The organism is Kitasatospora gansuensis (assembly GCF_014203705.1).
Classification (GTDB): domain Bacteria; phylum Actinomycetota; class Actinomycetes; order Streptomycetales; family Streptomycetaceae; genus Kitasatospora; species Kitasatospora gansuensis.
The window spans coordinates 8,116,293-8,129,444 of the sequence record NZ_JACHJR010000001.1; the positions used below are offsets into that span (position 1 = coordinate 8,116,293).

General features: G+C 71.5%; 10 protein-coding genes. 6 read left to right on the forward strand and 4 right to left on the reverse strand.

The window, feature by feature from the left end; genetic code table 11:
- Nucleotides 1–79: 79 nt before the first annotated feature.
- Nucleotides 80–772 carry an SDR family oxidoreductase gene (locus F4556_RS36635; protein ID WP_184923978.1) on the reverse strand — a complete coding sequence of 231 codons (693 nt, stop codon included), beginning with the start codon at nt 770–772 and terminating at the stop codon, nt 80–82.
- 316 nt (nt 773–1,088) lie between these two features.
- Here F4556_RS36635 and F4556_RS36640 point away from each other — a divergent pair, with 316 nt between their 5' ends.
- Nucleotides 1,089–1,373 (forward strand): hypothetical protein, encoded by a 285-nt coding sequence (locus F4556_RS36640; protein ID WP_184923980.1) that lies wholly within the window; start codon nt 1,089–1,091, stop codon nt 1,371–1,373.
- A gap of 34 nt (nt 1,374–1,407) precedes the next feature.
- On the opposite strand, the gene F4556_RS36645 is transcribed toward F4556_RS36640, so the two are convergent.
- On the reverse strand, nt 1,408–2,013 hold the full coding sequence (locus tag F4556_RS36645) for a hypothetical protein (protein WP_184923982.1): 606 nt from the start codon (nt 2,011–2,013) through the stop codon (nt 1,408–1,410).
- A 30-nt stretch (nt 2,014–2,043) separates the two neighbouring features.
- Nucleotides 2,044–2,994, reverse strand: coding sequence for a quinone oxidoreductase family protein (locus F4556_RS36650; protein WP_184923984.1), 951 nt, complete (start codon nt 2,992–2,994; stop codon nt 2,044–2,046).
- Between the two features lie 105 nt (nt 2,995–3,099).
- Between F4556_RS36650 and F4556_RS36655 the strand changes: the two genes are divergently transcribed.
- Nucleotides 3,100–3,552 carry a MarR family winged helix-turn-helix transcriptional regulator gene (locus F4556_RS36655; protein ID WP_313069133.1) on the forward strand — a complete coding sequence of 151 codons (453 nt, stop codon included), beginning with the start codon at nt 3,100–3,102 and terminating at the stop codon, nt 3,550–3,552.
- On the opposite strand, the gene gad is transcribed toward F4556_RS36655, so the two are convergent.
- Entirely contained in the window at nt 3,553–4,947 is a 1,395-nt protein-coding gene (gad, locus tag F4556_RS36660; protein ID WP_376775770.1) for a glutamate decarboxylase, read from the reverse strand.
- Between the two features lie 167 nt (nt 4,948–5,114).
- On the opposite strand from gad, the gene F4556_RS36665 reads away from it, so the two are divergent.
- The 4 genes from F4556_RS36665 to F4556_RS36680 all read left to right on the forward strand — a co-directional run bounded on the left by F4556_RS36665 (nt 5,115) and on the right by F4556_RS36680 (nt 13,145).
- Entirely contained in the window at nt 5,115–5,630 is a 516-nt protein-coding gene (locus tag F4556_RS36665) for a carboxymuconolactone decarboxylase family protein (protein WP_184923988.1), read from the forward strand.
- Between the two features lie 165 nt (nt 5,631–5,795).
- A complete protein-coding gene (locus F4556_RS36670) occupies nt 5,796–7,211 on the forward strand; it encodes a lamin tail domain-containing protein (protein ID WP_313069134.1) in 1,416 nt (471 codons plus the stop codon).
- Nucleotides 7,212–7,414: 203 nt separating this feature from the next.
- Nucleotides 7,415–12,847, forward strand: coding sequence for a poly(ethylene terephthalate) hydrolase family protein (locus F4556_RS36675; RefSeq protein ID WP_184923990.1), 5,433 nt, complete (start codon nt 7,415–7,417; stop codon nt 12,845–12,847).
- A 10-nt stretch (nt 12,848–12,857) separates the two neighbouring features.
- On the forward strand, nt 12,858–13,145 hold the full coding sequence (locus F4556_RS36680; protein ID WP_184923992.1) for a hypothetical protein: 288 nt from the start codon (nt 12,858–12,860) through the stop codon (nt 13,143–13,145).
- Nucleotides 13,146–13,152: the final 7 nt, after the last annotated feature.

The following is a 13,152-nucleotide window of genomic DNA, read 5'->3' on the forward strand; positions in this document are numbered from 1 at the left end:
TGCCTCCTCCAGCTGCGTCACGACGCCGTCGGCATCGCGGACGACGGCTTTCAGCCCTGCTTCGATCGCCGTACTCGCATCAGCCAAGCTGCCCGGTCGGCCGCATGGTGATCTGGTTGATGTCCACGCCCGCAGGCTGGTTGAGAGCGAAGGCGATTGTGGACGCGATCTGCTCGGGGGTCATCGCCTCCTCAGGGGTGCCGCCGCGCTCGGCCCAGAATGCGGTGTCCACCACTCCGGGGGCGATGACGGTCACGCCGACTCCGTCCTTGGCGACCAGCAGCCGGGTGTTCTCGGCCAGCGCGTGCGCGGCCCACTTGGTGACCGAGTACAGGTTGCCGGGAGTGTTGCGCACCCCGGCGACGGAACCGATGAACACGATCCGGCCCTTGGACGCCCTCAACTGCGGCAGGGTCTCGCGCACCAGCAGGGCCGGGCCCAGGACGTTGGTGAGGACCATGGCGCGCATGTCCTCGGGGGCGTGGCTCTCCAGGTTGCCGGGCAGCGAGAAACCGGCGTTGGCAATGACGTTGTCCAGTCGGCCCCACGCCTGAACCACGCGGCTCACGGCGGCGGCGACGTCCTCCGCCTCGGCGGCGTCGCCAGTGATCGTCAGCAGCCGCTCACCCGCTCCGGCCGAAGCGGCGAAGGCGGCCAGCTTGCCCGCGTCACGTCCGGTGACCGCCACACGGTGGCCCTGCTCGAGGAGGGTGCGGGCAGTGGCGGCACCGATTCCGGTCGATCCACCAGTGATCAGCGTGACGGGCTCCATGCAACGGCCTCCTCGGCGGCGTGGTCATCAGTTCCCCAAAACGCCTGCACTATACGTGGGGTGAGCTGCTGCCAGGGCTGCCACGCGGTACCGCAGCCCAGGCCCGCTCGACCGCCGTCAGTGCGAGCTCACACGGGTACTTGGTCCGGTCGCTCTCCTGGCCAGCGCCAGGAGGAAATGATCTCCGGCTACGAAAGTCGGACTCCGCCTCAGGGCCGGGCGCGGATGCCGTCGGGAGGGCGAAGTGGTGTCCTGGCATAGGGAAGAAGTGCGCCGTCACCGCGGCGGTGCTGCCCTGTACGAGGAGGGTCCGGTCATGGCTGTTCTCATCCACGCGGTGATCCCGGGGGTTACCACCGATCAGTACGACGCCCTGAACGCTCGGCTCCAGGAGACGCCCGAGATCTTTGCCGGATGCCTGTCCCACGTCTGCGTGCCGACCGGTGAGGGGCTGGAGGTCTTCGACGTCTGGGCGAGCGAGCAGCAGATGATGGCGTTCGCGGACAAGATGATGCCGTTGGCGGTGGAAGAGGGATGGCCTGCCGGGCCCGGGCAGCCCGAGATCCTTCCGGTGCACAACTACTGGGTGCCGGGAGCTTAGGGGTCGGCTCCGGCTCGACGAAGTGGGCAGTGGCTCATTCGTGGCCGGCGAGGGCTTCCGCGAGCGGGGCGAAGAGCAGCGTCCAGTTGCCGGGCAGGAGCTTCGCGGACGTGAGGTAGCAGCGGACGACCGCCCGCTCGTCCGGGCGGCCGTCCGCCCCGTCCTCCAGGATGGCCTGCAGGCAGGCGCCGATGCCCTTGGCGAGGGCGTTCTCGTCGAACCCCAGGCGTGCGTAAGCCTGCTGAGCATCCGGTGGCAGGGCGAACGAGCCGTCCCACTCGCTGACCGCGTCCAGCAGGTAGAGCAGGTGACTCCCGAGCTTCGGCAGGTCGGCGCGCAGACCTCTCGTGGTGAACTCCCGGTCTGCCTCCTCCCAGACCAACTCCGACGTCGCGGCTGCGTCGGCGACGAGGTCCGCCCAGTAGGCCTCGCCGTGTCTACCGTCGGTCTGCCGCAGGTGCTCGGCTGCGAATGCCGCCATCGCGGCCGGGGCATCGATCAGCGGTGAGACCACGAGGTCGCTCGTGAAGTCGAAGCCGAAGTAGTAGCGGCGCCCGTCGAGTGTGAGCGACTCGATGCCGGCCACGTGGCCGACCCGTCCGGGCAGCGGATCGAAGCGCTTGGCCAGTTCCTGTTCCATGCGGGAGACGGTAGCCGTGGTCACGGACACTCAAGCGGCTATCCGGAGGACGCTCTTGCCGAGGGTGGTGCCCTCGGCGAGGTGCTGTACGGCGACGGGGAGGTCGGCCAGGTCGTACTCGGCGGTGATGTCCACGCGTACCCGGCCGCCGGCGACGAGGTCGCGTGCGTGGCGGAGGCCGGCGGCGAGCCGTTCGGGGTGGGTGCGGCTGAGCAGGTTGCTGTTGTAGGTCACCAGGGACCGGCCCTGCATCAGCAGGTCGTTGGTGTCGGCGAGGACGGGGTCGAAGGTGTCGAGGTTGCCGTACGCCACCAGGCGCCCGTGCGGGGCGAGTTGGCCGAGGCCGGTGCGGCGGGTCGGGCCGCCGACCGGGTCGAGGATGACGTCGAACTGTTCGTCGCCGAGCTTGGCCGGGTACTCGTCGCGCAGCAGGACCTGGGTGCAGCCGAACCGGGCGGCGTACGCGGCCCGGGCCTCGGTGCCGGCCACGCCGACGATCCGGGCGGCCCCGGCGAGGCGGGCGAACTGGGTGGCGAGGGTGCCGACGGATCCGGCGGCGGCGTGGATCAACACGCGCTCGCCCGGGCGTACTTGGGCGGCGGTGTTGATGAGGTCGTACGCGGTCGGGGCGCCCCAGCCGAGGCCCGCCGCGGTGCGCAGGGACAGGTCGCCGATGCCCACCGCGAGGACGGCGGGTGCCAGGACCACCTCGGCGAAGGCGCCCGACGGGGTGAGAGCGGTGACGGGCTCGCCGACCCGGCCCGGGTCGACGCCCTCGCCGACCGCGGTGATGTGCCCGGAGGCTTCGAAGCCCGGGACGAAGGGACGCGGTACGGGGAACTGGCCGTCCCGGACCATCGTGTCGCCCCACTGGATCCCCGCGTACGCGACGCGGATCGCCACCTGGCCGGGGCCGGGGACGGGCTCGTCGAGTTCGGTGACGCGGTAGCGGTCGTCGGTGTCGAGCAGGGCAGCCTTCATGGTCACAGCTCCTTGTGCTGACTCAGGATCCTTATAGTTGAGGACTCTATGGATGTAAGATCCCTGAGTCAACACATGAATGTGTCAAAGAGGCTGGAGCACACGGTGGACGCCCCGATCGACGATGACCTCTGTCCCAGGATCCGCCGGTCGGAGCAGGCGCTGATGGCCCATCACGAGGCCGTGCTGCGCGCCTACGGACTGACCATGACGCAGTACCTGGTGCTGTTGACCCTGGCGCGCGAAGGCGGCCTGTCCGGCGCCCAGTTGGCCCGCGCCTGTGGGGTGACGCAGCAGAGCATGAGCAGTGTGCTGGCCAACATGGAAACCAAGGGGCTCATCGGCCGCGAGACGTCCCCGGTGCACGCCAAGGTGCAGATCGCCGGTCTCACCGAGGAGGGGCAGGCGCTGCTGGACCGCGCCTACCAGGAGGTGATCATCCTCGAGCGCGCGCTCAGCGACGCGTTCACGCCCTCCGAACACGCCATGCTCTGCGAGCTGCTGGAGCGCGCCACCACCGTCCTCGTCCAGCAGACGCGCCGCGCCGCCGACGGCTGATCAGTGGTGGAACCCGGCGCGGTCGGCGTCCGCGGGTGTGCCGCGGGTCAGGCGGTGGAGGGCGCGGCGGAGGTCGGCGGCGAGCAGGGCGATCTCGTCGCGGCCGACGCCGTGGCGGATCAGGACGCGTTGGATGACGGTGTCCTGCTGGTCGGCGGGCAGGGGATAGGCGGGGACCTGCCAGCCGCGCATCCGCAGCTGGTCGGAGAGGTCGTAGAGGCTGAAGCCGGCGCCGGCCGGGTCGGTGAGCTTGTAGGAGACGGCGGGCAGTGCGCCGTTGCCGTCGTAGAGCAGGGTGAACGGGCCCATGGCGGCGACCTGCTCCGCCAGGTACCGGGCGGTGTCGGCGCAGGCCTGCTGGACCCGGCGGTAACCGCCGCGGCCGAGGCGCAGGAAGGTGTAGTACTGGGCGATGATCTCGCCGCCGGGGCGGGAGAAGTTCAGGGCGAAGGTGGGGATGTCGCCGCCGAGGTAGTTGACCCGGAACACCAGGTCCTCGGGGAGCAGGTCGGCGGTGCGCCAGATCGCCCAGCCCACGCCGAGCGGCGCGAGGCCGTACTTGTGGCCGGAGGCGTTGATGGAGGCGACCCGGGGCAGACGGAAGTCCCAGACCAGGTCGGGGTGGAGAAAGGGCGCGATGAACCCGCCGCTGGCGGCGTCGACGTGGATCGGGACGTCCCAGCCGGTCTCGGCCTGGATCCGGTCGAGTTCGGCGGCGAACTCGGCGACCGGCTCGTAGTCGCAGGTGAAGGTGACGCCGAGGATCGCCACCACGCCGATGGTGTTCTCGTCGACGTAGTCCTTCAGCTGGTGCGCCCGCAGTCCGGTGGCGCCGGGCTCCAGCGGGACCTGGCGCAGCTCGACGTCGAAGTACCGGGCGAACTTGTCCCAGCAGATCTGCACCGGCCCGCAGACCAGGTTGGGCCGCTCGGTGGACTTGCCCTCGCTGCGCCGCCGCTCGCGCCAGCGCCACTTGAGCGCCAGTCCGCCCAGCATCGCGGCCTCGCTGGAGCCGGTGGTCGAGCAGCCCATCGCGTTGGGCGCGTCGTCGCCGGTGGACGGCGCGTTCCACAGGTCCGCGAGGATGTTGACGCACCGTGACTCGATCTCGGCGGTCTGCGGGTACTCGTCCTTGTCGATCATGTTCTTGTCGAGGCACTCGTTCATCAGGCGGTGCACCTCGTCGTCCGACCAGGTGGTGCAGAACGTCGCCAGGTTCTGCGCCGCGTTGCCGTCCAGCAGCAGTTCGTTGTGGATCAGCGCGTAGACCACCTCGGGCCGGGAGGGCTCCGCCGGCATCCGGTGCTTCGGCAGGACGTCCTCGCTGAGCGGTGACGCGAACAGGTCGGTGGCCGCGTCGCCGAGGCGAGGGTCCTTGGCTTCGTGCAGGGCCACTGGATTCTCCTCGGGCGAGCGGAAAGGGGGCTACAGAATGCAGATATACCGGACATTCGGTGCGCTCGCACTCGGCGTGTGAGGGCTTGTCACATTCGGCGGGCGGGATCCGTCGGTGGAGTGTTGGCAGGTTGATCCTGACGAACCCTCCGAAAGGCAGTCCGACCATGAGCACCGTTTCGACCCCCACCACCCAGGCCGCCCCGCAGCTGTCCTCGCGGATGACCGACCCGACGGAGCTGATCCCGGAGCTGAAGGAGGTGTCCGCGGCGCTGTTCAAGGCGACCGGCAACCGCTCGGTGCCGCGCACCACCATCGGCCTGGTCCAGCTGCGCGCCGGGCAGATCGTCGGCAACACCTACCTGACCGTCCTGAACACCGGCCTGCTGCGCAAGGCCGGCGAGACCGACCAGCGGCTCACCGCGCTGCCGTCCTGGCGGGACGCGACGTACTTCACCGACGCCGAACGGGCGGCCCTCGCGCTGGTCGAGGCCGTCCTGCTGCCCAACCCGCACGGCGAGCGGGTCTCGGACGAGCTCTACGCCGAGGCGGCCCGGCACTACGACCCGAAGGCGCTGGCCACCCTCACCGTGGCGATCGGCCAGGTCAACTTCTTCATCCCGCTCGCGCTGATCGGCAAGCCGCTGCCGGTGGACAACTTCAGCACCGAGCAGTGGACCTGACCTCTCGTGCGGTGGCCGCCGCAGGTGCCGGGCACCTGCGGCGGCCACGGCCCCACGGACAGTTGGGCAACCGTTCACAGGAGGACCACCCGCCGGGGGTGGCCCATTCGGTCGGGTCCGGGACCCTCGTCCCGCCCTGACGCAACAAAACCTGGGACGGACATCGTGATCGAATCGCCCGCACACCGGTGGCACCGCAGTCTCCCGCTCCTGCTCGTGGCCGGACTGGCGCTGGCCGCCGGCACCCTGACGGTGGGTCCGGCCCACGCGGCCCCGGCGGACGACATCCGGATCAACGAGGTGGTGACCACCGGGACCGTCAACGACTCGGTGGAGCTGTACAACAAGGGCACCGCGACGATCGACATATCGGGCTGGATCCTCAAGGACGACAACAACAGCTCGTCGTACAAGGTCGCCGCCGGCACCAGCCTGGCCCCCGGCGCGTTCCGCGCCTTCGACGTGCACGGCTCCTTCGGCCTGGGCTCCGCCGACAAGGCGCGGCTGTACCTGGCGGACGGCAGCACCCTGGTCGACAGCTTCAGCTGGACCTCGCACTCCGCCCCGTCCTGGTCGCGCTGCGCCGACGGCACCGGCGCGTTCAAGGCGACCGCCCTCACGCTCGGCGCCGCGAACTCCTGCGGCGGCAGCGGCGGCGGCACGCCCGTGGCCTGGCCGGGCAGTGGCTCGGTGACCACCGCCGACGCCGCCAACGTCTTCGGCCAGGACCTCAGCGGCCTCTACCAGGAAGGCGCCGTGATGTGGGGCGCCCAGAACTCCGGGAAGCTCTGGCGGCTGGTCGGCAACGGCTCCGGCGGGTGGCAGCCGGACACCGCGAACGGGTGGTCGGCGGGCAAGACGCTGCGCTTCCCGGGCGGCTCGGGCACCGCGGACAGCGAGGGCGTCACGCTCACCGGCGCGGGCGCCGCGGGCGGGGTGTTCGTCGCCAGCGAGCGCAACGGCGACGTCTCCGGCACCAGCCGGCTGTCCGTTCTCCGCTACGACGTCAGCGGGACCGGCTCCACGCTGACCGCCACCCGGGAGTGGAACCTCACCTCCGACCTGCCGGCCGTCGGCTCCAACGCCGGCTTCGAGGCCATCACCTGGGTCCCCGACAGCTACCTGACCGGCGCGGGCTTCAAGGACGCCACGACCGGCGCCGCCTACGACCCGGCCGGCTACGGCGCGCACACCGGCGGGGTGTTCTTCGTCGGCGTCGAGGGCACCGGCGCGGTCCACGGCTACGTCCTGCTGGACACCGGCGGCTACACCCGGATCGCCACCGTCGGCAGCGGCATGACCGGCGTCATGGAGCTCCAGTGGGAGCCGCAGGCCAACCGCCTCTGGGTGGTCTGCGACGACACCTGCAACGGCCAGCACCGCACCCTGCAGGTCGACACCTCCGGCGTCTTCGCCACCACCGCCGTGTACAACCGCCCCAGCGGCATGGCCAACCTGAACAACGAGGGCTTCTCGGTGGCCGGCGCCGCTGAGTGCGTCAGCGGTTCGAAGCCGGTCTACTGGTCCGACGACAGCAACACCGGCGGCCACGCGCTGCGCAAGGGCAGCATCACCTGCTGACCACCCGTCACCCCACCGCGGCCCCGCCCCCACCAGAGCGGGGCCGCGGTGCTGTGCGGGCGGACCGGTGTGTCGCTCGGGTTCACCCGGCTGCGCCGCGATGTCGCCCGTTCGGCCGCTGACGCTGCGTCATCACCGCTGGCAGCATGGTGGCGCCACGCAGGAGCGGCCCGGTGGGACGCATGCGGACCGGAGGGTGTTGCATGGACGAGCTGCCAGGGCGGGTCGAGGCGCCGGAGGGCGCGGGCGGCTCCTACGCGGGCCACCGCGTCCTGCTGACGTACCGCAGGTCCGTACCGCTGGCCGCCGCCGGGGACGGTCGGCCGGTCGAGGCGTTCGAGCTGGCGGACGCCGCCTCCGCCCCGCTCGCCGAGGACGGGCGGTTCCGGCTGACAGTGGCCGACCTCGCCGGGATCCGTCCGCCGCTGGAGATCGCGGTGCTCGCGCCCTCCGGTGCGGTGGTGCACCAACAGGAGCTGGACGCGGGCGAGTTGACCGAGCCGCTGGTGCTGGTGGCGGCGCCCGCCCAGCCCTTCGTGGTACGGCCGTCGGACGATCCCGCGCTGGGGCGCCCCGGCCGGATCACCGGACGGGTGATCGGCAAGGACGGGCGGCCCGCCCCCGCCGACCTGCCCGTGGTGTTCTGGGGGCTGACCGGCGAGGCCGGTGCCGCGCCCCGCGCGCTGCTGACCACCCGCACCCAGGTCGGCGGGTACTTCAGTGCCGCCTGGCCGCCGGACACCCTGGTCGCCGCCTACGCCGAGGCCGGTGGCGGCGGGGGCCGGGCGCCGGTCACCCTGGAGGACGGGCGCCTGCCGCACCGGGTCGTGCTCGTGGTCGAGCTGCCCGAGCCGGCGGAGGACTGCTCCTGCGCCCCGGCCCCGCCCCGGGCGCCGGACCAGCAGGACCTGACGGCCAATCCGGCGGCCTTCTCACAGGACCTCGGCACCGGCTGCGTCCGGCTGACCATGCCCAACCGGGTGGTCGAGGAGTACTCGTACTTCACCGTGGTCCGGGTCACCGAGCCCGAGGTCCGGGCGATGGGCACCCAGCCGCCGGTGCGGATCAACCCGGCCCTGCTCGGCCGCCTGACGGAGCTGACGGCCGAGCACTGGCAGCCGACGGAACGAGACGCGCTCCACGCCGCCGTCGGTGCCGGGAAGGAGAAGCCCGCGCTGCTCTCCGCGCTCGACGCCCGGCAGGCCCGGGAACTGCTCGGCCGCGCGGAGCCCTTCACCACCGAGGAGCTCGGCCGGAGCGCGCTCAAGGCGGAGGCCGCGGACCTCGGCCGGCTGGTCGACCTGCTGGGCGCCCGGCCCACCCGGACCGACCTGAACGGCAGTCACCCCATCGACTGGGACGACGCCCCCACCATCTACGAGGCGACCACCGTCGCCCTCGGCCATGTGCTGCACTACCGTCAGGTCTGGCGCGCCGACGGGTACTCACTGGGCGACCTGCTCTACTCCCTCCCGCTGGCGCCCGGTCAGAAGCGCCTGGTCAGCATGGTGGACTGGACCCGGCGCAGTACGTCGGCGCGGAACGAGACGCTGGAGTCCGAGGAGCAGCTGGACGCGCTGGCCGAACGCGACCGGGACATCTCGGAGATCGTCGGCAGCCACCTGGACGAGCGGATCGACGGCGGATCGAGGACCTCCACCTCGGCCGGCGGCGGAGGCATCGGCGCGGGTTTCATCGGCACCGGCTTCGGGGTGCTGGCCGGGGTGGCCGGCGGCGCGAGCAGCTCCTCGTCCTCGTCCTGGCAGGACTCCTCCCGGAGCCTGTCCGCCAACGCGCTGCAGCAGCTGCGGGACCGTACCGTGCAGCGGGCCTCGGCGGTGCGCAGCATCCGCTCCACCGTGGTGCAGACGGTGAGCCAGGGCGAGAGCGTCCGGGCCGAGACCGAGGTGGTGGCCAATCACAACCACTGCCACGCGCTGACGGTCGAATACTTCGAGGTGCTCCGGCACTTCCAGGTCGGCCAGGAGCTCGCCCAGGTCACCGAGTGCCTGTTCGTCCCGCTGCCGATGTACCCCTTCGACCGGGCCAAGGCACGCCGCTGGCGGTCCACCCTGCTCGCCTGGCTGCGACGGCCCGAACTCGCCCCCGGCTTCGACGCGATCGAGCGGATCGCGACCGCCTGGGAGGGCTGGGACTACCCCGAGCACCGCTTCTCCGAGGAGGCCCCGGAGGAGCTGGACGGGGAGCTGCGGATCAGCTTCGTCATCCCGCGGCCCCGGGACGACGAGGACGGCAAGTACCAGGTGGACCGGTGGAGTTGGCTGGCGCCGTTCCTGCCGAGCGCGCCGTTCGGGATCTTCAACGAGATGGCCGACCACGTCAACCACCTGTTCCGGGACGTCAACCGGCAGCTCACCGCCGAGTTCGCCACCCAGATCCAGCGCGCCAGGGACGCCTACTTCGCCCGCGAGATCGCGCCCCGGGTCGCCGAGCGGATCGTGCACCGGATGCGTTTCGCCTACGTCGACCGCAGCGGGACGCGGGTCGCGCTGCCGATGGACGCCACCCTGATCTCCCGCTTCGCCGAGGGCGTGCCGCTCTACGTCGGGATCCGCGCCTCCGGCGATCTCCCTTCGCTGCCACGGGAGTTCATCGCACGGTTCGCGATCCACCTGGACGACAGCGTCCTCGGGCAGCTGCTGGACGGGGTGCCGGCCGACGCCCGGATCATCGTGCACTCGGGCAAGGCCCGCTACCGGAGCCCGCACCTGAGCCACCTGCTCTTCGACGAGCCCCGGATCGACAACGACCTCGGGAACGGCGACCACGTGGTGGTCGCCACCCCGACCAGCCAACAGGAGCGCACCGACCCACGGGCCGAGGACCGCAGGCTCGCCGACGAACTCGTCAAACACCTCAACGAACACCTGGAGTTCTACCACCAGGCGATCTGGCTCAGCCTGGACCCGCAGCGCCGCTACCTCCTGCTGGACGGCGTGATCGCCCCCGGCTCGGGCGGCCGGAGCGTGGCCGGAGTGGTGGAGAACCGGCTGATCGGCGTGGTCGGCAACAGCCTGGTGCTGCCGGTGACTTCGGGCATCCACCTCGATCCGACCCTGGCCGCCGACCCGCAGACGGGCGAACGGGTGGACCTGGTGCACGCGTACGCCGCCGAACCGCCGCCGCCGCTGCGGATCAGCGTGCCGACCCGGGGCGTCTACGCCGAGGCGGTCAACGGCGAGTGCAACGCCTGCGAGCGGAAGGACGACACCCGGTTCTGGCACTGGGAGGAGTCGCCGCTGCCGGACGAGCCGACCCCGATCGAGGCGATCTCCACCGACTCGCGGCAGGCCCCGGAGACCGCCGCGACGCCCACGCCGCTGCCCCGACCGATCGTCAACATCCAGGCGGCGGCCGCCCTTCCGGACCCGCTCGGGCTGGGCCAGGCCCTGGAGATCCTGGGCCGGGCGGACGTCTTCCGCGAGGCCAGCGGCCTGGCCGGCACCCAGCGGAACGCGCTGGCCGCGTTCCAGGGCGTGATGGACACCGCCCAGGCCTTCGGCGGCATGGCCGCCAAGCTGGCCCAGCAGCAGGAGACGGGCCGCACCGTGGACCGCACCATGGAGCAGATCAAGAACGGCCGGCAGAGCGGCATGCTCAGCCAGCAGCAGGCCCAGGATCTCGCCCACGCGGCCCTGCAGGCGCTGGCCGGGCAGCAGGGCGAGGAGCAGCAGAACCCGGTGCACGACCCGGCGGTGAGCGAGGCGATCGAGAAGGCCACCGAGGCCGAGACGGGATCGGTCACCGTCACCTCGCCGGGCGAGACGGTCCACGCCGACTTCGACGGTCCGGCCACCGGCGGCGTGATCGGGGCGGTGCCCGTCCCGGAGAGCAAGGTGTTCGAGGACCGCTGGGTGTCGCTCGCGCTGGTCAAGGACGACCAGCAGCAGACCGGCGGATTCTGGAAGTACGACGCCTCGGTGATCCTCGACGACCTGGCGAAGCTGCGGAGCCGCCTGCTCCAGCTGAACCCCGGCACGGGGATCGTGGAGGACGCGTGGCCGGCCCTGGAGGCGGGCGGCTGGGTCCGGCAGGACCCGGCCGACGCGACCAAGTTCCAGGTCCGGGTCCGGATGCAGGTCACGTACCCCACCCGGAAGGGCAAGCCGGGCAAGGTCGCGCCGGGCGGCAAGCTCCCGGTGGTCGTCCTGACGCACGGTCAGCACGACGTCTGGGCCAGTGTCGCGCTCAAGGCGACGCCGAGCAGCACGCTCACCGTGAAGAGCGGCGGAACGTCGACCACGTTCCCCGTGCACGACGTCGTGGGGAACGGGGTGCAGGCGAGCTACCAGGGCTACACCTACCTGCAGGAGGAGTTGGCCCGGCAGGGCATCATCTCCGTCTCGGTGGACGCCTCCCTGCCGAATCACCTGGACCTGCTCATCGATACCCGGGCCGAGCTGGTGGTCGCGGCGCTCGACTACCTCGCGGACGAGGCGAAGGACCCCGCGAGCATCCTGCTCGGGCGGGTCGACCTGGACCGCGTCGGCCTGCTGGGCCACTCCCGCGGCGGCGACGCGGTGGCCCGCGCCGCGCTGCGGATCGCGGCGCCCATCTCACCGAAGTACAAGGTCGAGGCCGTCTGCCTGCTGGCGCCGACCGACAACACGGGCAGTGACGCGCCGTCCGACCGGATGGTCCTCGACACCAAGCAGGCGGGCTTCGCGCTGGTCGTCTACGGCGCGCTGGACGGCGACGTCAAGGGGCTCCAGGGGCCGTTCGGGCAGTTCGGCACCGGGTTCCGCCACTACGACCGGGCGCGCTGCCCCAAGGCGATGGTCTTCCTGGAGCGGGGCTGCCACAACTCCTTCAACTCCGTCTGGCACGCCGGCGGCGTGGACACCTCGGACAGCCGCACGCTGGGTGAGAGCGAGCACCGGAAGCTCGCCGTCGAGTACATCGGGGAGTTCTTCCGGTGGCGGCTCAAGAAGGAGGCACTGGCCGCACGCTTCGACGGGCGGCTGCAGAACTCGCTGAAGACCCCGGCCTCGCTGCAGTGGATGTTCGGCTCGCTGCTCAAGCGGGTCGACGACTTCGAGCAGTCGGCCAACCTGCTCGGCGGGGCGCGGAACGTCGGGGTGCCCCTGCTGATGGCGGGGCGGGCGGCCGTCCTGGACACGACGCAGCTGACCCAGGGCACGCCCGCCACGCCGGTGGGCCGTCACATGCCACACCGGACCAGCCTGTTGCAGCTCGACCTGGAGAGCGTGAACGCGGCCGGCGTCCAGGTCTGCGCCCTCGACGTGCCGCCCGGGACGGCGCAGGACTGGTTCGGGTTCGACGTCCTGCTGATCAGCCTCGCCGGGTTCTTCGACCCGACCAGCGAGGCCACGGTCGCGGCCGGACCGCTGCCGCGCGTGCGGGTCGTCCTGAGCTCCGGGATGGCGTCCGCGGTGGTCGACTTCAAGGGCTACGGCAGCACGGTGCCCAGCCGTCCGACCTGGACGAAGAAGAACGGGCAACTCAGCACGCTGATGCGGCTGGAGACCGTACCGATCGCCCTCAGCGCGTTCACCGGGATCAACCGGCACCAGGTCGACCGGCTCGTCCTCGAACTGGAGCCGACCAGCTCCGCGACCGTCTACGTGGACAACATCCACCTCGTCAAGCGATAGGACCCGGGTCATGTTCGAGACGCCCACCGCCACCGGCGCGTTCTTCGAGGAGTTGGAGGGCGAGCCCTGGCCGCTGCGGGTGCACGTCTCCGGTACGGGGTACGTCCGGCGGGCGGTCCAGGTGGCGGCCGTGGTCGGCGAGGTGGTGGTCGAGCAGATCATCCCGGCGGCGGGCGGCGACGGCTTCACCGGGATGCTGGCCGCCGTACCGGCCGAGGGCGACGTGCTGAAGGTCGGCTGGGCCGACGACGAGCTGGTCGACACACCGGTGGTCTTCCACGCCGCCGGCAACGGCTGAGAGGGAC